Raw genomic sequence first — 24,937 nt, forward strand, 5'->3', positions numbered from 1 at the left:
CAATTAGTTATGGAATATAAATGTATTGATCAGAAAGAATAATAGGCGTTACACCCATTACATCTAGAGTTGTGATAAAGATCGGCAATTAAACATTTGTCGCTATTTGATTAGTGATATAGCTCTGATTTTGCTCTTTTGTCACTAGAAAGCATTATGGAACCGGTTCCATAATGAGTTATTCGCAATGACAAATAGGCTAATGCCCTATTCAGAGAGAGGAAAGTCATGAGCAAACACATTATTGTTGTCACCGCCGCTTATGGGGCACAAACCGTAAAACAATTAGGTGGCCAACAGGCTGTATTCGATATTATTCAAAACAGCCATGCGGATGGCGCAGAGATTCGCCAAGAACTCTTACTACCAAGCGATAATCTTTCGGATATTGCCAAAGGGTTACAATCAAGGCAGCTCACCGCCGTTTATTCCGTGCCTGACACGCTATTTCAGCAACGTAGCCCTATCGCTATCACTAAACTACAAGGCTATTTTGAAGATGCCAAACAACTTAATGCTCGCTTTTTAAAACTATCACTCGGTGAATTACCAGAAAATTATGATTTATCGGAAGTCATTAATCTTCTCAATCAATACAACACGCAGTTAGTGATCGAGAATGACCAAACCGAAGTCGGTGGCCATATTGCGCCTCTTGAATGTTTTTTTGCTGATGTAAAACACCAAAATATGCCTATAAAAATGGCGTTTGATATGGCGAACTGGTACTGGCATCGGGAAGATCCGTTAAAAGCTGCACATATTTTTGCTTCCCAAGTCGCTTACATTCACGTTAAAGCCTGCCAATTGCGTGGCAATAAACGCGTTGCTGTAGCACTTGATGACAGCGATGGCAAATGGAAAGAAGTACTCAACCTTCTACCAGATGACGCTCCTTGTGGTATCGAGTTTCCGCTCGAAGGGCATGATTTACGCGCAGTCACTGAATACTATGTTTCTCTATTAAAGAACTTCTCTGTTAAAAGCTCTCTCAGTGAAAGGGGAAATTAATTTAATGAAAAATCAATTAGATGTAGTTACTCTTGGCGAAGCCATGATGATGTTCGTCGCCACGCAAACAGGGAAATTGCATGAGGTCGAAAACTTTGTTCGCCGTGCTGCAGGAGCAGAGCTCAACGTTGCTGTTGGCCTTTCACGCCTTGGGTTAAGAACAGGATGGATAAGCCGCTTAGGTAATGACTCTTTCGGGCGTTTTATCCAAGCCACATTAGATAATGAACATGTGGATACTCAATGTGTTACGGTAGACTCTCATTACCCAACAGGCTTTCAACTTAAATCTAAAGCTGAAAATGGAGCCGATCCCATCGTGGAGTATTTCCGTCAAGGCTCTGCGGCAAGCCATTTAGATTTAACCGATTTTAATGAAAATTATTTCTTATCCGCACGCCATTTGCATTTAAGTGGTGTGGCAGCCGCGCTTTCACCCACCAGCTACCAACTGTCACTGTATGCCGCGAAATGGATGCGAAATGCAGGTAAAACACTATCATTTGACCCCAACTTGCGCCCTTCTCTATGGAAGAGTGAAACAGAAATGGTGAAACAGCTCAACCAACTCGCGTTTCAAGCTAATTGGGTTTTACCTGGCTTAAAAGAAGGCAAAATTCTGACAGGCTTCGACCAACCCGAGTCTATTGCTGATTTTTATCTCGCTCACGGTGTTGAAGCCGTTGTGATTAAAACCGGAGAACACGGCGCATATTATAAAACAGCGGATAACCAGCAGGGCATATCTCCTGCCGTTCATGTTAAACACGTCATTGATACCGTTGGAGCTGGCGATGGCTTTGCCGTTGGCGTCATTAGCGCCTTACTTGAAGGCTTAACATTACCACAAGCTGTTGCAAGAGGTAATTTTGTTGGAGCAAGAGCCATTCAAGTTATAGGTGATAGTGAAGGTTTACCAACCCAAGCGCAACTGCAGCATGAAATGGCATTACTCTACGTAGCCACCACTAAAGCGGTATGTTAAAAGGAAATCGATTATGACAATGAATACTCCAGCAATGTCACGTTGGTGGCGCATCATGCCAATCGTGTTTATCACCTATAGCCTTGCCTATTTGGATAGAGCAAACTACAGCTTTGCCGCCGCCGCAGGTATCAATGCCGACTTAGGTATTACCAAAGGGATGTCGTCGCTACTCGGCTCATTATTTTTCCTTGGCTATTTCTTTTTCCAAATACCTGGCGCTATTTACGCGGAAAAGCGCAGTGTCCGCAAACTGATTTTTGCCTGTATTTTTCTCTGGGGAATTTTTGCTAGCCTAACAGGGATGGTCAGCAATATTCCGATGTTGGTAATTATTCGCTTTAGCCTTGGAGTCGTTGAGGCCGCAGTCATGCCTGCGATGCTTATCTATATCAGTAACTGGTTTACTCAGTCAGAACGGTCACGCGCCAACACCTTTTTAATTTTAGGCAACCCAGTTACAGTGCTGTGGATGTCTGTGCTATCCGGTTACCTCATTCAGGCATTCGGTTGGCGGGAAATGTTTATCATTGAAGGGGTTCCTGCGATTTTGTGGGCTTTTTTCTGGTGGAGAACTGCACGTGATAAACCCAACCAAGTGAGCTGGCTCAGCCAGACTGAAAAAGAGACATTAGATAAAATTCTTAGTGACGAACAAAAAAATATCAAGCCTGTTCGCAATTACCGCGAAGCCTTTAAGTCTCGTAATGTAATTTTACTATGTGCTCAATATTTCTGTTGGAGCATTGGGGTGTATGGTTTTGTACTGTGGTTGCCATCTATTATTCGTGGGGCATCCAACCTTGGAATGGTAGAAACAGGCTGGCTTTCTGCCGTGCCTTACCTTGCTGCAACCTTAGCCATGATCCTCGTGTCATGGGCATCTGACCGTATGCATAACCGCAAACTATTCGTTTGGCCAATGCTTTTGCTTGGGGCGGTTTGTTTCCTCGGCTCATACCTGCTCGGTAGCACGAATTTCTGGTTCTCTTATACCTTATTGGTGATTGCAGGCGCTGCAATGTACGCTCCGTATGGGCCCTTCTTCGCTATCATTCCTGAAATGTTGCCAAAGAACGTTGCAGGTGGTGCAATGGCATTAATCAATAGTATGGGCGCATTAGGTTCATTCTTTGGTTCATGGTTTGTTGGCTATTTAAATGGGGCGACCGGTAGCCCAAGTGCTTCGTATATGTTTATGGGACTCGCACTATTAGCCTCGGTCTTCTTTACCTTAATTGTCAAACCAAGCCAAGAACAAAATAGTGATGCGGTCATCACGAAACATGCTTAAAAGGGATACTATGAAACAGAACATTATTTTATATAAATCCATTCCCGCGGATCAACTTGAGCGGCTACAACAGCACTTTAATGTCACTGCATTTGACAGCATTACACCTGAGAATCTCGCTAACTTTAAACAAGCGTTATCCAGCGCTGACGGCATTATCGGGGCCAGTTATCCTATCACCGCAGATGACATTGCCAATGCACCAAATTTGAAAGCGGCATCGACCATTTCCGTTGGTATCGACCAATTTGATATTGATGCAATGAATACCAGAAAGATCGCCTTGATGCATACGCCTAATGTATTAACCGAAACAACTGCGGATACCATTTTTACGTTAGTGCTTTGCAGTGCACGCCGCATTATCGAAATGGCTGAAATGGTAAAAAATGGCCAATGGACAAAAAGCATTGGTGAAGATGCATACGGCAGTAATGTGAATGGTAAAACTATCGGCATTTTAGGTATGGGACGTATTGGCTATGCCGTTGCCAAACGCGCTCATTTAGGCTTCGGAATGCCGGTTCTCTATTACAATAACCATACCCATCCTGATGCAGAAAACCAACTTAACGCACGCCGTTGTGACCTCGATACGTTGCTGGCAGAATCTGATTTTGTCTGTGTCGTGCTGCCATTATCAGCATCAACCGAAAAGTTGATCGGTAAAAATGAGTTGGCAAAAATGAAACCCAGTGCATTTTTGATCAACGGTTCAAGAGGCCGGATCGTTGATGAAGCCGCGCTGATCGACGCATTAGAAAGAGGCACAATTCAAGGAGCAGGTTTAGATGTGTTTGAAGTTGAACCCCTTCCCTGCAACTCTAAACTACTCACGCTACCTAATGTGGTCGCACTGCCGCATATCGGTTCTGCGACCCATGAGACCCGCTATGCGATGGTAGAATGTGCCGTCGATAACTTGATTGCAGCCTTAAATGGCGATCTGAGCAAGAACTGTGTAAATCCTGAAATTAGGAAATAGCAGAAATACTATCGAGCCCTAATCATATAAATTAGGGCTTTTAAATAAAGAGTTAGTGGCTATGGGCACTGCCCTGACGAGCAAAATTCGTTCGCTCACACTCTGTCAGAAACTGGATAGAATTAAGCTTACTGGTTGACGGCGCTAAATAATATAATCCGATGGTTTTTTGGCTGGGTGAGTAAATCTCCAACATGCCATTGACATCAGAATAAAAATCACCTTTGTTGATCACAACATTAAAATCTTTTATTTTCTCAACACGTTGCTGCTCTGTGCTTTTCACTAGCGGATAACTCATATACTCATAGCCAACAAAATCAACAACATTAATTTGATTATTATTGAAAAAGATTTGAACTTTACTGGCACCGGTGGGGAAGAAAAACTTACCATTACGCTCTATCGTGATGTGATTATAACTTTGGTCAACTTGGCAGGTATATTCTTTAACCTGACTTCTGGTGCTACACCCCGCTAAAACAAAGCTAGCTAGCAATAATATCCCTATCTTTTTCATATGTTCCCTACACTCTCAAAATGGTTATAACGTAATCTACATGCCAATATACCTGCAATACACCTTAAGCTAAATTGAAAAATGGTAACCAAATCTTAAGAGCCGAACAATTTAGCTTTCAAAAGCTACAATGTCGTCGATTTACGGATCAGCAATTCCCCATTAAATAAGTATTGCATTGGAGGTTTATCCGGGTTTTCCAGTTTTTCTAATAAGCACTCCACCGCCTTGTGCCCCATTTCCGCTGTCGGTTGAGACACCGAGGTCACCCCTTGCCCAGCTAATGCAGCCCATTCGAGGTTATCGAAACTTAAAAAGCCAATATCTGTCCCCCAGCGTAACCCTTGTTTATTCATGACATACGCCAGCTGCAAGGTCAGTACGCCATTGGCGGCGACAATCACTTTACGCATACCACGATGTGCAGTACAAAAATCAGCAACGATGGCTTCTAATTTTGCCGGATCAGGCAAGGTGACTTCATGAAATTCGCTTTGAATATGTTGATGATTCTGCGATAACGCTTGGAATGTCTGTAAGCGCTCTTGGCGTGCACTGTTATACACAATAGGCTCAGTAACGAAACAAATCGCTTCGAACCCTTGTTCAACCAGATGATTAAAGGCCATTTGTGCGGATGCGGGGTTATCTAATCCAACCATATCGCTGGGAAAATTGTCGATTTTTCTATCTAATAAGACAAAAGGCAGGGTGGTTTCTTTCAGTACGTCAATAAATTGTTCGTTAACACCCGCTGAATTTATGATAAGCCCATCCACGCGGTAACCTTTTAACAGTTGAATAAATTGGCATTCACGTTCAATGCTGTTATCCGCATTGCAAACGACGGTCATAAAACCTTGTTTGATTGACTCGGCTTCCACCCCTTTTAGCACTTCAACAGAGAATGGATTACCGATATCGGCAATAATCAAGCCGATCAAGCCTGTCCGCCCATGTTTCAAGCTACGCGCCATTTGGTTTGGCCGATAATTTAATTCACGAATAGCGCTTTCAATACGTTGACGCAAATTATCTGAAAGCAAATGAAATTCACCATTCAAATAACGTGAGATACTGGTTTTCCCTGCCTGAGCTTTGGCAGCGACATCTTTGATCGTGGCAACTTTTTGCGTTTTCGGGGCCATAGCTTTCGGTTTTTCCATTCTCTAAAAACATCACCAAGTGGTTATCTTACTCGAATAAGTGTCATTTTACTTGCGGTATTGCGTTAACTTGCTGTTTTAGCCATTGAATAAATATATCTGCCTTTGGGTTTCGTTTTTCATTCAACATGGCAAAATAATAGCGTTGTTGGCACTTCAGCGAAATATCGCCAAATGGCATCACCAGTTCTTGTCGCTTCAGCCGTTTTTCAACCAATTGTTTACGCCCCATTGCCACACCGGCATGGTTCATTGCGGCAACAATCGCTAAATCGGAACGATCAAAACACAGGTTGCGACGATGTGGAAACAGTGCCAACTGGTAATGCTCACTCCACGCTTTCCATTCATCATAATCGGAGTTGCTACTCCATGCCTGACGGTCATGTAATAAAGTGCAATTTTTTAGTTGATGAATATTATTAAGTAAATCATATTGCTGCGCGTATTGCGGGCTACAAACAGGCACAATAGATTCAGTCATCAAATCCTCACAATACAGATTAGATCTTGTCATATCATCATAATAAATAGCAATATCAATACCATACCCACGAAAATTAACATCATCGTTTCCCGTTAAGAGATTCAACTGAATTGAGGGGTATTGATTAGCAAAATCTGCAATTTTGGGGATTAACCAGCACTGAGCGATAGATGGCCGTGAATACACCGTCAGTTCACCCGAGATTTCTTGGTTTTTGATATCAATGATTTCTTGGTTAATATCATCCAAATTTTTACGTAGAGCCCAGTAAATTCGTTCCCCGTCAGAGGTTAGCTCAATACGCCGATGAAAACGCTCAAATAATTTAAACCCCAATTCCCCTTCTAACATGTTAATTCGGTGACTAACTGCACTTGGTGTTAACGAAAGTTCCTGCGCCGCTAAGGCAAAAGAAAGATGCCGTGCTGCTGCTTCAAAGGTATGCAAGCGCGATAGTTGATAACTTGATAGCCGTTTATTCCATTGAATAAATCCAGATTGCTCAAATTGATTGAAATTTGCCGACACAATGCCCCCAATAAAAACCATGATGCCTAATAATCCCTACAATACCCATTTTAAGATGAATTTAGGTGTCCCAAAGACTCTAAAATCCAATTTACATGACTAATATCACAGCCTTGGGTTAATTTAGTTCATCTAAACTGCATGTTTCATCGTTTGTCACCTCTGAATATTTATTATCCAATAGAAGAACAACAACAAGATGATCAGAGGTAGGATATGGACTCTACAATGTGGATGATTGGTACTTTAGTTATCAGTATTTTACTAATCATCGTTTCAATTATTAAATTTAAGTTTCACCCTTTTTTAGCACTTTTACTCGCCAGCTTCTTTGTCGGTATCTCCATGCAAATGAACCCATTAGAGATGGTCAGCGCCATCGAAAATGGCATTGGGGGTACACTTGGGTTTTTAGCCGCTATTATCGGTTTGGGGACTATACTCGGTAAAATGATGGAAATCTCCGGTGCAGCAGAGCGCATTGGGGTGACATTACAAAAGAGCCGTTGGTTAACGCCTGACGTTACCATGGTGCTGATTGGCTTAATCTGCGGTATTACGCTGTTTGTTGAGGTGGGCGTTGTCCTGCTAATCCCATTAGCTTTTTCTATTGCGAAAAAAACCAATACCTCGTTATTAAAACTGGCTATCCCATTATGTACCGCACTGATGGCGGTACACTGTATTGTACCACCACACCCTGCGGCTCTCTTTGTCACAAATGAATTAGGTGCTGACATTGGTACAGTGATTGTGGCAGGGCTCGCAGTAGGCTTAGTCGCGTCATTAGTGGGTGGGCCGCTGTTCCTTAAGTTCTTAGGTGACCGCTTACCGTTTAAAACGGTGCCAGAAGCCTTCTCTGACCTCGAAGTACGAGAAGAGAAAGATTTACCGTCTCTCGGTGCCACACTGTTTACCGTTTTACTGCCAATTATCCTCATGTTGATCAAAACAGCCGCTGATTTAAACATGAGCAAAGATAACCAGTTATTTACCTTTTTACAGTTTATTGGTAACCCAATAACCGCTATGTTTATTGCCGCTTTTGTCGCTTATTACATGTTAGGGATCCGACGTAATATGGGAATGAGCGTATTACTCAGCAAAACCGAAGAGAGTTTTAGCTCAATCGCTAATATTTTATTGATTATCGGTGCGGGAGGGGCATTTAACGGTATCTTAAAAGGCAGTGGGCTGAGTGACTCCTTAGCGATGGTGCTATCGGGTATTGATATGCACCCAATCTTACTGGCCTGGCTAGTGGCAATCATCCTGCATGCCGCAGTCGGTTCTGCCACTGTTGCGATGATGGGCGCAACTGCGATTGTGGCTCCGCTAATGCCAATGTACCCGCACATTAGCCCAGAAATCATGACATTAGCCATTGGTTCAGGCGCAATTGGTTGCACTATCGTCACTGACTCGCTGTTCTGGTTAGTCAAACAGTACTGTAATGCCACTTTAGCCGAAACATTCCGTTTTTACAGTGTCGCCACGTTGATTGCGTCTTTCGTCGCGCTGGCAGGGACTTTTGCACTTTCATTTGTGATTTAAAAGAGAGTAATTATGACTCAGATAAATGTTGATAAGTTAATTGCTGACTACCCTTTAGTTCAGGACTTAATCGATTTAAAGCAAATTGCGTGGTTCAACCCAAATGTCACGACGACACAAGCGGGTTTGCCTTATGTCGGGCTAACCATTGAAGATGTGCAAGATGCAGAAGCGCGCTTAAATCGCTTTGCGCCTTATTTGATGAAAGCGTTTCCAGAAACTCAAGCAACACAAGGAATTATCGAATCTGAAGTTATCGATATTCCAAACATGCAAGCCGCGCTGGAAAAACGTTATCAAACGCCAATCGCGGGAAAAATGTTACTGAAAAAAGATAGTCACCTGCCAATTTCGGGGTCAATTAAAGCCCGAGGGGGGATCTATGAAGTACTCACTCATGCGGAAAAACTTGCCTTAGCCGCCGGTATTTTATCGACAGATGATAATTACGAAATTTTATTCTCTGAACAATTTCGCCAATTCTTTAGCCAATACCGTATTGCAGTCGGTTCAACCGGTAACCTTGGTATGTCCATCGGCATTATGAGCGCTAAACTCGGCTTTAGCGTCAGCGTGCATATGTCCGCTGATGCCAGACAGTGGAAAAAAGACAAATTGCGTTCACATGGTGTGAATGTGGTGGAATATGAGCAAGATTACAGCATCGCAGTTGAGCAAGGCCGTAAAGAAGCCGAAAAAGATCCTAACTGCTTTTTTATTGATGATGAAAACTCAACCACCCTGTTTCTCGGCTATGCTGTCGCAGGCCTTCGTCTAAAAAGACAATTTTTAGAGCAAGGGATTACTGTGGATAACGACCACCCGCTATTTGTCTATTTACCTTGTGGTGTCGGCGGTGGCCCCGGTGGTGTCGCTTTCGGGTTAAAACTGGCCTTTGGTGATGCCGTCCATTGCTTATTTGCCGAACCAACGCACTCGCCTTGTATGCTGCTAGGAGTGCATACTGGCCTACATGATGGTGTGTCAGTCCAAGAAATTGGTATTGATAATATTACCGCCGCAGACGGGCTGGCAGTTGGCCGTGCATCCGGTTTTGTGGGGCGTGCAATGGAGCGGCTTATTGATGGTTATCACACCATTGACGATAGCGAAATGTATAACCTGTTAGGTTTACTCAACCAGACTGAGTCGATTAAATTAGAACCGTCAGCCTTGGCAGGTATGACTGGCTGCGTACATGTCACGCAAAACAAGGGTTATTTGCAATCTAAATCCCTCACGCCGACGAAACTGGCCAACGCAACACATCTTGTATGGGCAACGGGTGGCGGTATGGTGCCTGTGGATGAGATGCAAAAATATTTATCACAAGCCAACCTAAGTTAACAATTAATGTATTCAACGCCCTCTTCGCGTTCAATGAGAAGAGGGCTTTTTAGCATCAACCACACCTTATTAGCTTTGTAATGATTGCCCCGGTAATGGCACTAAATCACTTTCAATATAACGTCTCACTAAGGTCGCGAGCGCCACTAACGAGTCCAAATGAGTCCTTTCCCAGCCGTGGGAGCTGTCTAGTGCGAAACACGCTAAAGCCGCACGAATATCCCATCCGGCATCAATGGCCGCAGCACTATCCGAACGATAATGTTTAAACGTATCGCGGACGTGAGGAATATCATACTGCTGGCATAATTGCAGCAAATGTCGTGTAATTGCCAAATCAAATGGCCCGGTTCTGTCACGAAAGGCTAAAGTCAATGCGTCATCTCGTGTGGTTTGGTCTGGGGCAGAAACTGAGTTATCAATCGCTAACAATTCTTGAACTTGCGAACCAAAACCGTGTGTACCGCCAATTCCGACCTCTTCTGAAATTGTGAACATCATTTGGCAAGGCACCTCAGGCACAACGCCATCATCCACCAGTGATTTTAATGCGGCTAACATCACCGCACATCCAGCCTTATCATCCAAATGACGCGATACAATAAAGCCGTTATCAATAAATTCGGGTTGTGCATCAACCGCAACAATATCACCGACATTTAAGCCATGGGATTGTAAATCAGCGAAGTTATAACAGGGAGCATCAAGGCGAATTTCTAAATTATCCCAATCCGCAATTTGAGTATCAACTTCAGTATTAAAGCGATGCCCAGACGCTTTTAATGGCAAAATAGTGCCGCGATATTGGTGATTGTCACTAAATACCGTCACCCTTGCACCTTCCGCAAAGCGTGCTGCCCATGTGCCTGTATTACGCAGTGCCAAGCGCCCATTTGGTTTGAGTTGTGTCACCATCGCCCCAAGCGTATCAAGGTGTGCGGCTAATGCACGTTTAGGTTCTTCAGAGCCAAGCGTAATATATAGCACTCCACGGCGTGTATATTTCGGCGTGAATCCCAACTCAGTCAACCATTGATGTGTCCGCGCAACGGCTTGTTCAGTCATCCCAACCGGGCTAGGCGTACATAATAATGTTTTTAATACAGAGGTCAGATATGCTTTATCTATCATTACGTTACCTATCTTCACTTAAAAAACGTTCTTGCAATGTGGCTTGTAGCGCTAACATAGCTTTTTCTGCGTAGGCCATGTGAGCTTCCATCACCGATTGAACCTTCTCGGCGTCTTTACGGCGTAAAGCCTCGATTAATTGATATTGGTATTCAATACCTTGGCGCCTGTCGACGGGCTCAGGTTTTAAATAAATGTCCTTACAAACCGCTAAATCTTTGAGTAAACGCTGTAAAAAGTGGCAAATAAACACTAATAAAACGTTATCGGAATAGCTGGCAACCACCGCATGAAAATCCAGTTCTGCCATCCGTTGCTGCCAGCGTTCGTTTTCATCTGCGGGTTCATGGTCATAAATGGCGATGGTATCGTATAGCTTCTGGATACCGTCATTATCGATGTTGTCAATCGCACTAACCGCAACCACCGGTTCTAGTAATTTACGTAACGTATAAATATCTTTGATTGATATATCCCGCGTAAACAAATAGTTCGATAACAAACTCATTGCTCGCGATTCAGTCATGGAATCAATAAACGCACCACCACCCGGCCCGGTTTTCGTTTTAATTAACCCTTGAACTTCCAGTGATTTCAGTGCTTCTCGCACAGTACTTTTGCTGGCGTTGTAATGTTCAATAAGTTCTTTTTCTTGTGGCAAACGGTCACCGGGTATGAGGTTATCGGCCATGATAGTTTCTTTTATTGCATTGACGATTTCATCAGTCCGCTTAATACGTACTGGTTCTATCGTTGTCGGCTTATTGGTGCTCATATTAGGTTCTCAACTGGTTTAAATAAGTTTCTAAGCGACTGAATCAACACGAATACGAGGGGCACTAGCCAATAAATTTCGCGTATATTCATGCTCCGGTGCGGCAAATAAGCTGCGGGTATCTCGACATTCTAGCAAATCCCCTAAATAGAGTACGGCGACTCGATCTGCTATTGATTCCACTACCGCTAAATCGTGACTAATAAATAAATAGGATAACGAAAACTGTTGTTTAAGTTGTTCTAGTAACAACAAAACTTGCGCTTGTACCGAAACATCCAACGCACTAACCGGCTCATCTAGTACTAATATTCGTGCATCTGCGGCTAAAGCTCTCGCAATGGCTAACCGCTGTGCTTGCCCTCCCGAAAATTCATGAGGATAACAAGCTAAAGCATCGATTGGCATATTGACGGCCTCAAGTAATTCCGCCAGCCGAGCCGCTCTTTGTGATGAGTTCATGTGTTTTAAATATTTCAACGGAACAGACAAAGTTTCTCCAATGGTTTTTCGCGGGTTCAAAGATGCGACAGGGTCTTGAAAAACATACTGAATGGCTTGCCCAAAAGCTCGCGCACCTTGCTGCTGCCACTCTGCACGAGTTTGTCCTAAGACAGTAATATCTCCTGAGGTCTCGCGGTCCAAGCCAACTAAAATACGCGCTAAAGTACTTTTTCCTGAGCCACTCTCCCCAACCACCGCCAGAGTTTCACCTTCATAAAGTGATAAAGAAATATTTTTTAATGCATGAACTTGGCGCCCTCGAGGGTGAAATAGGCTTCTTGGCTGCCCGAAGGTTTTCACTAACTGATTAACCTCAATCACTTTTTTCATTAAACCTCCTGTGCCGATGTCAAATCATTACTATCGGGCTGATGACCATAGAGTTGTTGGACTTGTTTTAAAAACCCACGTCCTTCCCCTAACTTAGGTACACTGGCGATCAGACGTTGTGTATAAGGATGCTGAGGCTGCCGTAATACCGTTTGCGTATCACCGGTTTCGACTATCTCACCTTGCTGCATCACCGCAACACGGTCGCAAATTTGGTTAATCACCGCGAAATCATGGGTAATAAATAAGAGTGCAACACCGCGATCACGGCGTAGCTGGTCAAGTAATTCTAGAATTCGCGCTTGTACTGTGACATCTAATGCGGTGGTCGGCTCATCAGCAATAATCAACACGGGGTCATTAGCCAGAGCCATTGCGATCCCTACCCGCTGGCGCTGTCCGCCCGAAAGCTCATGGGGATAGGCATCGAAACGTTCTCGCGCATCTGGGATCCCGACGCTGTCCAACAATTCAATGGCTTTGTTTTTCGCCTCATAGAGTGACAAAGATTGGTGAGCGGTGATGGCCTCACGTAATTGCACACCGATGGTAAACTGGGGATGGAGCGTCGTCAGTGGGTCTTGGAAAATATATGAAACCTTCGCACCGCGACGGCGCTGCATAACAGATAGCGGCAATGACAGCATTTCTTCGTGTTCCACATAAATTCCCCCCGCCGTAATCAATGCCGGAGGTGATGCGAGCAACCCCATCACAGATAAAGCGGTGACACTCTTACCCGAGCCGCTTTCCCCAATTAACCCTAGACACTCCCCCGCCCCAACAGTAAAACTGATCCCTTTTACAGTTGAACGTAATTGATTTCCTTGGCAAAAAGCAACCGACAAATCTTTGACTTCTAATACCGCTTGTTCACCTCCCGTTTTCGCAGGAATATTAACTCTATCGGTTTGTGTCATTGGTTGTGATCGCTGTAAGGCTCCCGATTTTAACCGGGGATCAAGAATGTCACGCACGCCATCCCCTAGCAGGTTAAAACTAATCACAATAAGAAAGATCATAATACCGGGTACCAATGCCACATGAGGAGCGACAAACATCTGTGCGCGCCCTTGCCCTAGCATTGAACCTAAGTCTGCATTAGGTGGCTGAGTACCTAACCCTAAAAATGACAAACCTGCCGTCTCTAAAATCATCCAACCGATGGTCGTTGACATAGTAACCACAATGATTGGCAAGACATTCGGTAACACTTCCGTTAATAGGACTTGTAAATGGTTTTTACCTGACAACCTAGCTGCTTGAATAAAATCCCTATCGCGTAAACCCACTGTTAACCCACGAATATTCCTAGCAAAAAAGGGAATATTCACTAATGCGATCGCATATAACGCATTGAGTAACCCTGGCCCAAGTACCGCGACAATGGCTAATGCCAATAGAATGTATGGAAATGCCATTAGCATATCAATACAACGCATCAATAATGTATCGGTGCGATGGCCGACATACCCAGCCACTAAACCAATCAGGGTTCCGAATATTGCAGCGATTAGTGTTGCTGAAATACCGACCAATAGAGACACTCGCGTTCCCCACAGTAATCGAGATAAAATATCTCGCCCTAAATGGTCAGTACCTAATAAATGACCAGACGAAAAAGCGGGAAGTAGCCGATTAACTAAATCAGTTTCATCAGGATTAGCAAGGGGGAGCCAAGGCGCTAAGAATGCCAAGAGCATAATGATAGATAAAGTAAATAGCCCCAAAGTTGCTAGGCGGTTCGCTAGCAGTAACGAGCCGACCGATTGGCGATGACGATGCTGAATAACAGGGGTCACAGATTGGCTCATGATTTCAACCTCGGGTCTAATATGGCTTGCGCAACATCCGCAAGTAAATTGATAAAGACATAGGACGCCGCGGCAATCAATACGCCCCCTTGGACTAAAAACAAATCACGAGTTGCCACAGCCTTCACCAACATGGCGCCTAGCCCCGGCCATTGAAAAACGGTTTCAATATATACCGCCCCACCAAAAACAAAGCCCGCTTGGATACCAATGACGGGAATGACGGAAACTAATGCCATACGAAATGCATGGCGGAAAATCACTTTGCGCTCACTTAAGCCTTTTGCCCTTGCGGTGCGAATAAAATCAAGTCGCAGTACTTCTAACATTGCTGTGCGCGTCAAACGTGCTATCACCCCTGTCGCAACCAATGAAAGCGTCACAGCAGGTAAAACAAGGTGATGCAATAAATCGCTCAGGCCACCGCCTTGCCAAATATCGTACATTCCAGATGCCGGAAACCATTGTAATTGAACAGAAAAAAGCATAATCATCAATAAACCAATCCAAAAAGATGGCATTGAGATACCCAATAAAACGGCGAGTGTAATAAATCGGTCACTCCAACTAAATTGACGAATGGCAGAAAGAACCCCGGCCAATAGCCCTAAAATTGAGCTGAGTAACAGCGCACTTCCGCCCAAAATTAATGTGGCAGAAAATCGCTCTAAAACCTCATCAACAACAGGTCGGTTAAGGACAAATGAGCGGCCAAAATCTCCCGAAATCAAATTATTCATCCAAATAAAATATTGCTGATATAACGGCTTATCCAACCCAAGCTCTGTTTTTACTCTAGCCACATTTTCAGGAGTCGCCCAAGGGCCAAGCAGTGCTTGAGCTGGCTCTCCAGGGATCATTGCCATGATAAAAAAGACAATTAACGTCAAACCAATCAGTATGGGTATGGTCGCTAAAATGCGTTTCAAACAGTATAACCACATAGTTTTTCCCCATAAAATCAAATAATTAATTGAATAGCTAACTCACATTAATTAATCAATCTTTACGAACGTCTTTAAGTAATAAGTTAAAATTAGGCTGCAATTTGAAATGCTTAACATGCTCATTAGCGACCGCATTTTGCTTCCAGTTCGCCACAAACAACCAAGGTGCATCTTGATGAACAATTTTTTGAACTTGTCGATATAACTGAGCGCGCTCCTCAAGGTTATTTGTGACCCGCGCTTTATCTAACAATTCATCCAGTTGCTTGTTACTGTAATAACCGGAGTTAAATCCGCCTTTATCCGGCCAAGAAGCGCTATGCAAGGTTAAAAAAGGTAAGGTATCTGGGTCATTCGTCATCCACGCCATTTCGGCCATATGCGCTTGTTTGAGGCCTGCATTGACCTTGGATAAGTAGGTATTCCACTCAAAGGTTTGAATTTCGACAGCTAAACCAACCGCTTTTAGGTCAGCTTGAATAGCAGTAGCCATAGGAATCGGGTCTAACATTCCTGAGCCCCCTTCGGTGACATAAAAAATAATTTTTTGCCCTTGTGCCCCCGCTTCTGCTATCAATTGGCGAGCTTTTTCAGGGTCATAAGGGTAAGCGTTGGTTTCTTCATCAAATGCCCAATCGAAAGCTGATGGAATCGGACCTTGTGCGACGCCTGCGGAGTCCTGAAGAATATATTTCACGATATTTTCTTTATTTACCGCGTAGTTAACTGCTTGCCTTACACGCACATCATCAAACGGTGGCTGAGACGCATTAAGCATGGCATACCAAACATGAGGTCCTACAGCTTCATAAACATGGAAGCGGTTGTCATTAACAAATAACGGGACATTATCAGCAGGGACTTCAACCATGGCATCAATCCCCCCTGATAACATTTCGGCTACCCGGGTATTGGCGTCAGTAATAGGCCGAAAAACAACATGTTGTAAGCTGGGTCTACCATCCCAATAGTCTTCATTAGCGGATATGACAACCCTTTGGTTTGCCGTCCATTCATCAAATTTAAAGGGGCCTGTTCCGCTGGGATGGCGACTAAAGTCTTTGTCATATTGCTTTACTGCTGCGGGTGAAACAATCAGCCCTGCGGGTGTGGCTAAGTTTGATAAAAACGGGGCAAACGGTTCTTTTAAGGTAAAAACCACAGTCTTGTCATTCGGGGTTGTAATCTTGTCTATCGCAGAGAAAAAAAACGATAATGGGAATGGCCCAGTATGGTAATACGGGTGCTGGTTATCCAACATTCGTTCAAACGTGAATTTGACTGCATCCGCGTTGAAGGGGCTGCCATCATGGAACTTTATATTCTCACGCAAGTGGAAAGTGTATGTGAGGCCATCATCACTAATAGACCATGATTGGGCTAAAGCAGGTTCAAGCGTTAATGTGCCATCAGCATTACGAACTAACCCTTCGTACAAGTTAACCAAAATTCGGGAATCATTCGCAGCGGTTGCAACTTGCGGGTCTAATGACTGCGGCTCTGCAACTTGTCCTAATAACAAAACATTCGGGTGGTTCACCGCCAATGTCGGTAGCGAAATAAAGCATAAAAGCCAAAAACTGGCTATCCACCTACATAAACGCATATTCATTCGCTCCTCCCCGAGTACTGACATTGCCATATGATTGTGAAGTGTGATTTGTGTCAATTTTGTTAATAATTTTATCTTTTTCTTTATTTATGATGATAAATTATATTTCAAGCAAGAATTTATAATGATAAATTTGATCAAGGTCTAATTTATGAGGTGCAAAATGACATTTTCAATTGTGGCGCGCTGCCCATTGACAGGAAAAATAGGTGCAGCGACGGCAACAGGTGGTCCTGCGGTTGGAGCATTAGTCTTACACGGTAAAAGCCAAACGGGAGCCATCGCCACTCAAGCAATGACAAACCCAATTGCAGGCTTAACCGGTATTGAATATTTGCAGCAAAGCCATAATGCAAATAACAGCTTAGACTACCTTGTAACGCAAGATATTGAGCGGAAGCAACGACAGCTGATTATTATTGATAATCATGGAGGTACAGCTGATTGGACCGGCCAAAATTGCTTACCTTGGTGCGGAAGTTTATCGGAGCCTAACTTAGCCATTGCTGGAAATATGTTAGTTGGAGAGCAAGTCCTGAATGCCATTTATCAGAGCTACCATAACAACTCACATCAAGCTCTGGCTGATCGATTACTCATCGCCATGCAAGCAGGTGCAGATAAAGGTGGTGACTACAGAGGGATCCGTTCCGCTGCATTAAAAGTATGGAATAACCGACAATATCCAGATATTGATATTCGCAGTGACTGGTCAGAAGCACCGCTATCAGCGCTTTCCATCATTCTTCAACAGGTTCGTTCCGAAGATTATGCTGATTTTTTTGCACAAATTCCTACAGGAAATGAATATATCACTCGTAATTGATGCTATTTAGGTGTGTATCGACTAATAATGTAAAATAATTTAATGATATACACCCTGAAACAAAATGGTTAATAAATCATTTTATTATTAACTCAATGAATAATTATGTATTTTTTTATTATTCTTAATTCTTTCATTCATCCAAAAAAACTATTTTATAATATATTCTTAATAATTGATTTCTATCTTGCAGCATCTTAATCATTTGCTGCACAGTAGTGGAAACCAAAGTCTCTAATTATTTAGCTATAATACTCAAAGTAATCAAAGTGACTGGTTTTTCGTAATCTACAAATGCACTTTGTTAATTTATCAAGATTATTAACCTTAATAACAATTAGGTTATTACCCTCACTCAGTTACTACGCTAAAAAATAGATGAAAACAAAATAATCATAATTATCAATAAATTAAAAAACACCACCTAGATGTATAAAATACATACAAATAAGTGAGTATTTTTAAATCAATATGAATTATATTGCTCTGACTCTACGTATAATTAATAATCAAACGAACAAAAAATAACTCATTTATTTCATTTAAAACATATTTTTTATATTCCCCCCCCCTTTAGCATTTAAGGGATATTCAGCACTTTCTTCTGTGATGAAATATTCATCCCTTATTTTGGTTTCACTCTTTATAACACTATTTAAGCGAAATATTTATATTTACACCCGTACACTTTTCATGACAGTTAGTTATAAAAAATAATAAATCACAAATTAGAAAAACAGCATAATCTCCGACAAACCCTTTACAACACTGACAATATCAATTTACTTTCGCGAATCATTCACCCAACTTTATTAACAAATGCTACCCATACTTAATAATTATGAAATATATGATAAGATCATAATCTCAATTTGAAATTATTTACTATATAAAAAACAAGATTGTTATTGAGGTTATAGATGAAAATCTCGAGAAGAAAGCTATTATTAGGGGTTGGTGCTGCTGGTGTTTTAGCAGGGGGTGCTGCGGTTGTTCCTATGATCAATCGTGAAGGTCGTTTTGAATCGACTAAATCACGTGTACCAGCTGTTGCTGGCACAGAAGGCAAATTACCAGAGTCTGCAGATGCAGTCATCATCGGTGCCGGCCTTCAAGGGATCATGACTGCAATTAACCTTGCTGAAAAAGGTCTTAATGTTGTTATCTGTGAAAAAGGTGTTGTCGGTGGTGAGCAATCAGGCCGTGCATATAGCCAAATTATCAGTTATAAGACTTCCCCAGCTATTTTCCCTTTACACCATTACGGAAAAATTCAATGGCTTGGCATGAACGAAAAAATCGGTGCTGATACCAGCTACCGTGTTCAAGGCCGTGTTGAAGTACCTTCAAGCGAAGAAGATTTAGAAATTTCAAGAGCCTGGATTAAATCTGCATCTGAAAACCCAGGTTTCGATACACCTTTACGTACCCGTATGATTGAAGGAACTGAACTGGCGAATCGTCTGGTTGATGCACAAACTCCATGGAAAATCGGTGGATTTGAAGAAGACTCAGGTAGCCTTGACCCTGAAGTTGTCACACCAACCATGGCAAACTACGCAAAATCAATCGGTATTCGCATCTACACCAATTGCGCAGTACGTGGTATTGAAACGGCGGGCGGCAAAATTTCTGATGTTGTCACAGAAAAAGGTGCAATCAAAACTTCTCGTGTTGTTCTGACGGGCGGTATTTGGTCGCGTCTGTTCATGGGTAACTTAGGCATTGATGTTCCAACACTGAACGTTTACCTATCACAACAGCGTATTACTGGCGTACCAGGCGCACCAAAAGGTAACGTCCACTTACCTAACGGTATTCACTTCCGTGAACAAGCTGATGGTACCTACGCCGTTGCGCCACGTATCTTTACTAGCTCTATCGTAAAAGACAGCTTCCTGTTAGGACCAAGATTCCTACACGTATTAGGCGGCGGGGAATTACCATTAGAGTTCTCTCTTGGTAAAGATTTATTCAACTCCTTCATGATGGCAACGTCTTGGAACTTAGACGAGAAAACACCTTTTGAAGAGTTCCGTACCGCAACTAATACACCAAACAACGAACACTTAGATGGCGTTCTGGAAAGACTGAGAAAAGAATTCCCAGTATTTAAAGAGTCTAAAGTGGTTGAACGTTGGGGTGGTACCGTTGCACCAACGGATGATGAAATTCCAATTATTTCAACAATCGAGCAGTATCCAGGACTAGTCATCAACACCGCCACAGGCTGGGGTATGACGGAAAGCCCTGCATCTGGTCGATTAACGGCAGAATTGTTAATGGGCGAAACACCATTTATTGATCCTACGCCGTATAAACTTTCCCGTTTTAGCTAAAAAACAGGAAAAAAAGCGATTTTTACTGTGGATCTATTAGCGAATAGTTTAAAGTTACATGAAAGTTTAATTTTTGATAAAACTAATAGATCCTATTTACTTTGATAATGTTAAGGAGTTTACATGCGCTATAAAACTTTATTGCTTTCTCTGCCTTTGATTTTAGGTGTAGCAAGTGCGAATGCAGCCGATGATGTTAAACGCGTTCCAGTGAAAGGATTCCCTATCTCTGAATCAGTAGAAATCAACGCGGGCAACCTCATTTTCCTAAGCGGAAAAGTTCCTTCTAAAATCTCTGCTGACGCAAAAGAAGGCGTTTTAGAGTCTTATGGTAATACCGAAGCACAAACAATCAACGTATTAAAACAAATCCAAGCTAACCTCGAAGGTATGGGCTTGACGATGAATGACGTTGTTAAAATGCAAGTATTCTTAGTTGGTGGTGAAGAAACTCAAGGTACTATGGACTTCGCTGGCTTTATGGCTGGTTACAACAAGTTCTATGAGTCTGAGAAAATTACTAATCTGCCAGCTCGTTCTACCTTCCAAGTCGCTAAACTGGCTAACCCAGCTTGGAGAGTAGAAATCGAAGTGACAGCGGTACGCCCTGCTGCAAAAAAATAAGTTCTTCTAACGAAGAATAATCAATAATGGGGCATAATCATTATGCCCCATTATATTTCCCCCTAATAACCCTATTCCATTCTTTTTTTGATACATTACTTCACGCTACCGCTATTATTTATCCCCCTATCCTCTGTGCGGTCACAAATTATCACTCCTTTTCTGTGCAACCGTTTCACACCTACTTATAATTTCAAAGAACGGATCAGGGCTGAAAAATATGACATCGCGGGTAAACAAAAATGACTCACAATACTGTCAGTCGAATGAATTTAGACCATCTTAAAACTTTTCATTACGTGGCTAAAAGTGGTAGCTTTACTCAAGCAGCACATATTTTATTTTTGAGCCAACCAGCTGTTAGCCAACAAATCCAAGGTTTAGAAAATTCTCTACGGGTTGCTTTATTTGATCGTTCCCGAAAAAAAATCACCTTAACCAGTGAAGGAAAAGTACTCTATAGCTATACCAAAAGGTTATTTTCATTATTTGATGAGATAGAGCATGTCTTTCAAGATTTAAATTTATTACAAACTGGAACGCTAACAATTGCAGCAACTGCTGTTATGGGCAGTTATTATTTGCCAGATATCCTAAAACAATTTAATACTCGCTATCCGCTGATTCATATAAAAATAAAAATTGGCAATTCACAGCAAGTGATGGATTGGGTAGCAGAACAAGAGGCAGAAATTGGTTTAGCAGGCCGAGTCCCTATTGTACCGAATGTAAACCAAGTATTCTTACACCGGGAGCCTTATATCGCCGTTGTCGGTCCCAATTCTCCACTTCTACAACTTCAGCGTCCATTAACAATAGAAGAGTTCACAAACGCTTCTCTCGTGATGAGGGAAAAGGGAACACGCACTCGTGCTAAAATTGAAGATTGGCTAAAAGCACATATTGCACTCCATGATTCCCCTCCCCCTATTATTACTGTCACTAATTTAGAGGCGACAAAAAGATTAGTCGCAAGTGGTTTTGGGATTACCGCGTTGCCTTATTTAAGTGTTATCGATGATATTAGTGTTGGAAAATTGATCCAGCTACAAATTAATGCCTTTGATGTTGATGCAGATTATTATTTAACTTATCAAACTAATCGTTCGCTTTCCGCAGCTGCTTTTCAATTTATTATGCTATTACGCGAAATATCTGACGAAATATCATTAAATAGTGATATAGCGCAACTTATTCATACCGAAAATATCTAAATCGCATCAATTATACAACAGATAAGCAACTATAATATTTACTTATATTACGCATACAACTTGCTGATTTTTGGTTCCTCTATGAATGTGCAAAGATGGTTTTAAATAAAATGCATGGTTAATAATAAAAATTAACCACTTTGTTCTTCTCAGGAGTAATCATAATGGCTAAAGAAATTGAACGTAAATTTTTAGTATCGGGTGATTCATGGAGAGAATTAGCCAATGGTGTTCGTTACACCCAAGGTTATTTAAATAGCCAGAAAGAACGTACCGTTAGAATAAGAACTATCGATGATAAAGCCTTCTTAACAATTAAAGGAATTACCGTCGGTATTACTCGAACTGAATATGAATATGAAATTCCCCATGCTGATTGTGTTACTATGCTGACGCAATTAGCAGAACAACCCATTATCGACAAGAAACGTTATAAAATCCCCTTCGATGGCTTAATTTGGGAGGTAGATGAATTTTTTGGTGTTAACGAAGGGTTAATTGTTGCTGAAGTCGAACTTAGCGATGAAAACCAATCCTTTAAAAAACCCGAATGGGTAGGCGACGAAATATCTTCAGACCCCAAATATTTTAATTCTAATCTTGTTGCTAATCCTTATACCACATGGAAAAAATAAGGGGAATTTTATGAATACATTAACTAAAAATATTGCGATATCAGAAGAAGATGCAAGTAAAATAGTACCTAGAGCAGAATTTAGAATATTTGGACATGACCTTATTAACGAAATAGAAACTAAAATTTGGGATGTCAAAGCAACCTTATACGCTGCGCGAAAAATGCCAATAGAAACCTATTTTTTATCTGAAAAAACGAATGATGCCAATGTAAAAGTACGTGATGGATTATTAGATATTAAAGTTAAAGTTGGTGAAACAAAAGAGGGCTATGAAATATTCCAACCGAGAGGCAAATTCCAATTTCCAGTAAAAAAAGAAGAATTAAATATTATTTTATCTCACCTTGAAGTTGATATTCCTCTCGATAAAGACAGCTATGAAATTGAGGAATTCAAAGCTATTGTGCGCCAACACCCTTGTCTCAATGCAGTCACCGTTGAAAAAATACGCTATGGCTTTATGGTCGATGGCATTATTTGTGAGTTTGCACGCGTTTGGTTCAATGGGGCACTAATGGAAACCGCTTGTTGTGAAAGTGAAGATTACGAAAAAATGCAAGCCGTCGTTAATGCCTTAGGTATCAACAAATTACCTAATACAAATTATTTGAAAGCCGCCAAGCGTGTTGTTGGCATGTAACTCTTTTATGTAATGCATATCGTTGTTCATCTATATGGGTCGAGTCAAATAACACCGACCCTTGAATGATAATAATAAAAGGAGATATGTATGTCAGCAAATAGTAAGCCAAGCTTTGACCCACTTGATATGCGTAATTATTCATTAGAAAAATTCCGTGATATCAAAGCTGGCGCACTAATGCAAAATCTCAAACTCATTGGTGTACCTTTAGCTATTCTCTCATTTCTATTTTTCGAATTACAATGGTGTGGGACAATCGATGTATTTGAAGCACAAACAAAAGTTCCGGCAGCTCATTGCTATAGTGCAATGGGGATTTTTGTTGCTTCACTGATTTTATGGCTCACTGAAGCTATTCCAAATTATCTCACGTCATTAATTGTCGTTGTTGTCGTTATCATTACTGGTGTGATGAAAATGCGCCCTGCCTTCGCGATGCTGGGTGAACCCGTCATGATTCTAAATATTGCCAGCTTTATCCTAGCGAGCGCATTAGTTACGACAGGTTTGGCAAAACGTATTTCACTCATGCTAGTACTCAAAACTAAAAATCATTTAACCATGTTATTCCTATGCTTTGTGGCATTAAACTTGATTTTTGGTGCATTTATTAGTGCAACCTCGGCAAAAACGGCACTACTGCTGCCATTATTTATGGTGATTTCGGCTATCTACGGTGCCACTGGTGGTGCTCAGCGTAACAATGTTGGCCGTAATATGGTGCTCCTTAACTTACTGGCGAATAATGTCTCCGCTAGCGCATTCTTAACAGGTTCTGCGGCCAATTTATTAGCGGCAGCAATGCTAGAAAAAGCAGGTGCATTAGTCACTTATCAAGATTGGTTTATTGCACTATTCCCATTGGCTGTCATTCAATGTTTAGTCGCATGGTGGACTGGGACTCGGTTTATTTTTAGGATTACAGATGAAGAAAAAACACCGAAACTCGAAGGTGGCATGGACCGCTTACGCTCGGAATATAATGCATTAGGTAAAGTCAAAATCAGTGAAATTAAAGCAGGGGTCGTATTTATTCTTGTTTTACTATTATGGTCCACGGGTAAATGGACAGGCTTACGAGCTGAAGTTGTCGCATTAGCAGGTGCTTGTATTGTCCTGATGCCCTCTTTTTCACGGCTGCCAGCAATGGGTGTCATGAAATGGAATGATGCTGATATTCCATGGCACATGTTAATGTTTAGTTTTGGTGCTTACGTATTAGGCGGTATGATGGACCAGACGGATATTGTCGGCCTTTATGTCCACAAAGCCTTTGACCATTGGAACATAGACCCTCAAGGTGCTGGAAAACTGCTTGTTTTCGCTGTATTAAGCGCAGTATTTGCACTCACCACATTGATTAGTGAAAGTAAAACAGCACGTACAATTATTTTATTCCCTATTATTATTGCCATTGCTCAACGATATAACTGGGATTTAGTTGGCTTCTGTTTACCAATGGCGTTTATGATTAATCAGGTTTATGTTCTCTATTTTAACTCTAAGCCTGCTAATATCAGTTATTTGACTGACCAATATTCAACCGGTGACTCATTTAAATATGGTATGATTCAACTCATTCTTATCTGGATACTACTAATACTATGGACACATTACATTATGCCACTCATGGGATTTAATAGTTATCTTTGGTAAAGATAGA

At 41.9% G+C, this 24,937-nt stretch carries 22 protein-coding genes; 13 read left to right on the forward strand and 9 right to left on the reverse strand.

Annotation, left to right across the window (positions count from 1 at the left end; genetic code table 11):
• Nucleotides 1–228 precede the first annotated feature (228 nt).
• From PR767_RS03380 to ghrB, 4 genes are read left to right on the forward strand one after another with little or no spacing between them, the layout of a single operon-like run.
• Nucleotides 229–1,011, forward strand: a complete 783-nt coding sequence (locus PR767_RS03380) for a sugar phosphate isomerase/epimerase family protein (protein ID WP_272519886.1) — start codon at nucleotides 229–231, stop codon at nucleotides 1,009–1,011.
• 4 nt (nucleotides 1,012–1,015) lie between these two features.
• Nucleotides 1,016–1,996, forward strand: a complete 981-nt coding sequence (locus tag PR767_RS03385) for a sugar kinase (protein ID WP_272519887.1) — start codon at nucleotides 1,016–1,018, stop codon at nucleotides 1,994–1,996.
• A 13-nt stretch (nucleotides 1,997–2,009) separates the two neighbouring features.
• Nucleotides 2,010–3,290 (forward strand): MFS transporter, encoded by a 1,281-nt coding sequence (locus PR767_RS03390; protein ID WP_272519888.1) that lies wholly within the window; start codon nucleotides 2,010–2,012, stop codon nucleotides 3,288–3,290.
• A 10-nt stretch (nucleotides 3,291–3,300) separates the two neighbouring features.
• Complete coding sequence (gene ghrB / locus PR767_RS03395; RefSeq protein WP_198641683.1) at nucleotides 3,301–4,275, forward strand: glyoxylate/hydroxypyruvate reductase GhrB; 975 nt, start codon at nucleotides 3,301–3,303, stop codon at nucleotides 4,273–4,275.
• Nucleotides 4,276–4,327: 52 nt separating this feature from the next.
• Here the strand turns inward: ghrB and PR767_RS03400 are convergent, their stop codons facing one another.
• From PR767_RS03400 to dsdC, 3 genes are all read right to left on the reverse strand, one after another.
• Entirely contained in the window at nucleotides 4,328–4,795 is a 468-nt protein-coding gene (locus tag PR767_RS03400) for a hypothetical protein (RefSeq protein ID WP_272519889.1), read from the reverse strand.
• Between the two features lie 125 nt (nucleotides 4,796–4,920).
• Nucleotides 4,921–5,943 carry a LacI family DNA-binding transcriptional regulator gene (locus tag PR767_RS03405; protein WP_226537983.1) on the reverse strand — a complete coding sequence of 341 codons (1,023 nt, stop codon included), beginning with the start codon at nucleotides 5,941–5,943 and terminating at the stop codon, nucleotides 4,921–4,923.
• A gap of 61 nt (nucleotides 5,944–6,004) precedes the next feature.
• The gene (gene dsdC / locus PR767_RS03410; protein ID WP_051128906.1) at nucleotides 6,005–6,976 is read right to left on the reverse strand and encodes a DNA-binding transcriptional regulator DsdC; all 972 of its coding nucleotides are present in this window, start codon (nucleotides 6,974–6,976) and stop codon (nucleotides 6,005–6,007) included.
• A gap of 216 nt (nucleotides 6,977–7,192) precedes the next feature.
• Between dsdC and dsdX the strand changes: the two genes are divergently transcribed.
• Both dsdX and PR767_RS03420 read left to right on the forward strand, forming a co-directional pair.
• Nucleotides 7,193–8,530 (forward strand): D-serine transporter DsdX, encoded by a 1,338-nt coding sequence (dsdX, locus tag PR767_RS03415; protein WP_109912675.1) that lies wholly within the window; start codon nucleotides 7,193–7,195, stop codon nucleotides 8,528–8,530.
• 12 nt (nucleotides 8,531–8,542) lie between these two features.
• Entirely contained in the window at nucleotides 8,543–9,877 is a 1,335-nt protein-coding gene (locus tag PR767_RS03420) for a D-serine ammonia-lyase (RefSeq protein ID WP_272519890.1), read from the forward strand.
• Nucleotides 9,878–9,946: 69 nt separating this feature from the next.
• Here the strand turns inward: PR767_RS03420 and PR767_RS03425 are convergent, their stop codons facing one another.
• From PR767_RS03425 to PR767_RS03450, 6 genes are read right to left on the reverse strand one after another with little or no spacing between them, the layout of a single operon-like run.
• Nucleotides 9,947–11,008, reverse strand: a complete 1,062-nt coding sequence (locus tag PR767_RS03425) for an osmoprotectant NAGGN system M42 family peptidase (RefSeq protein WP_196719638.1) — start codon at nucleotides 11,006–11,008, stop codon at nucleotides 9,947–9,949.
• Nucleotides 11,009–11,012: 4 nt separating this feature from the next.
• Complete coding sequence (locus PR767_RS03430) at nucleotides 11,013–11,783, reverse strand: FadR/GntR family transcriptional regulator (RefSeq protein ID WP_109912678.1); 771 nt, start codon at nucleotides 11,781–11,783, stop codon at nucleotides 11,013–11,015.
• A gap of 30 nt (nucleotides 11,784–11,813) precedes the next feature.
• Nucleotides 11,814–12,617, reverse strand: coding sequence for an ABC transporter ATP-binding protein (locus PR767_RS03435; RefSeq protein WP_004907854.1), 804 nt, complete (start codon nucleotides 12,615–12,617; stop codon nucleotides 11,814–11,816).
• Nucleotides 12,617–14,431 carry a dipeptide/oligopeptide/nickel ABC transporter permease/ATP-binding protein gene (locus PR767_RS03440; RefSeq protein ID WP_211888522.1) on the reverse strand — a complete coding sequence of 605 codons (1,815 nt, stop codon included), beginning with the start codon at nucleotides 14,429–14,431 and terminating at the stop codon, nucleotides 12,617–12,619. The genes PR767_RS03435 and PR767_RS03440 overlap by 1 nt, the downstream gene beginning before the upstream one ends.
• Nucleotides 14,428–15,375: an ABC transporter permease gene (locus PR767_RS03445; protein WP_004907851.1), complete on the reverse strand. Its 948-nt coding sequence runs from the start codon at nucleotides 15,373–15,375 to the stop codon at nucleotides 14,428–14,430. The genes PR767_RS03440 and PR767_RS03445 overlap by 4 nt, the downstream gene beginning before the upstream one ends.
• 55 nt (nucleotides 15,376–15,430) lie before the next feature.
• Nucleotides 15,431–16,990 carry an ABC transporter substrate-binding protein gene (locus PR767_RS03450; RefSeq protein ID WP_110731635.1) on the reverse strand — a complete coding sequence of 520 codons (1,560 nt, stop codon included), beginning with the start codon at nucleotides 16,988–16,990 and terminating at the stop codon, nucleotides 15,431–15,433.
• Nucleotides 16,991–17,153: 163 nt separating this feature from the next.
• On the opposite strand from PR767_RS03450, the gene PR767_RS03455 reads away from it, so the two are divergent.
• From PR767_RS03455 to PR767_RS03485, 7 genes are all read left to right on the forward strand, one after another.
• Nucleotides 17,154–17,816 carry a DUF1028 domain-containing protein gene (locus PR767_RS03455; RefSeq protein WP_272519891.1) on the forward strand — a complete coding sequence of 221 codons (663 nt, stop codon included), beginning with the start codon at nucleotides 17,154–17,156 and terminating at the stop codon, nucleotides 17,814–17,816.
• Between the two features lie 920 nt (nucleotides 17,817–18,736).
• Nucleotides 18,737–20,155, forward strand: coding sequence for an NAD(P)/FAD-dependent oxidoreductase (locus PR767_RS03460; RefSeq protein ID WP_004907849.1), 1,419 nt, complete (start codon nucleotides 18,737–18,739; stop codon nucleotides 20,153–20,155).
• Between the two features lie 123 nt (nucleotides 20,156–20,278).
• Nucleotides 20,279–20,779: a RidA family protein gene (locus tag PR767_RS03465; RefSeq protein ID WP_004259262.1), complete on the forward strand. Its 501-nt coding sequence runs from the start codon at nucleotides 20,279–20,281 to the stop codon at nucleotides 20,777–20,779.
• Nucleotides 20,780–21,021: 242 nt separating this feature from the next.
• On the forward strand, nucleotides 21,022–21,993 hold the full coding sequence (locus PR767_RS03470) for a LysR family transcriptional regulator (protein WP_109912683.1): 972 nt from the start codon (nucleotides 21,022–21,024) through the stop codon (nucleotides 21,991–21,993).
• A 164-nt stretch (nucleotides 21,994–22,157) separates the two neighbouring features.
• The gene (locus tag PR767_RS03475; protein ID WP_272519892.1) at nucleotides 22,158–22,628 is read left to right on the forward strand and encodes a CYTH domain-containing protein; all 471 of its coding nucleotides are present in this window, start codon (nucleotides 22,158–22,160) and stop codon (nucleotides 22,626–22,628) included.
• A 10-nt stretch (nucleotides 22,629–22,638) separates the two neighbouring features.
• The gene (locus PR767_RS03480; protein ID WP_109912685.1) at nucleotides 22,639–23,271 is read left to right on the forward strand and encodes a hypothetical protein; all 633 of its coding nucleotides are present in this window, start codon (nucleotides 22,639–22,641) and stop codon (nucleotides 23,269–23,271) included.
• A 90-nt stretch (nucleotides 23,272–23,361) separates the two neighbouring features.
• Entirely contained in the window at nucleotides 23,362–24,930 is a 1,569-nt protein-coding gene (locus tag PR767_RS03485; protein ID WP_109912686.1) for an SLC13 family permease, read from the forward strand.
• The last annotated feature ends 7 nt before the right edge of the window (nucleotides 24,931–24,937 follow it).

This window comes from Providencia sp. PROV223, assembly GCF_028479245.1.
Lineage (GTDB): Bacteria > Pseudomonadota > Gammaproteobacteria > Enterobacterales > Enterobacteriaceae > Providencia > Providencia rettgeri.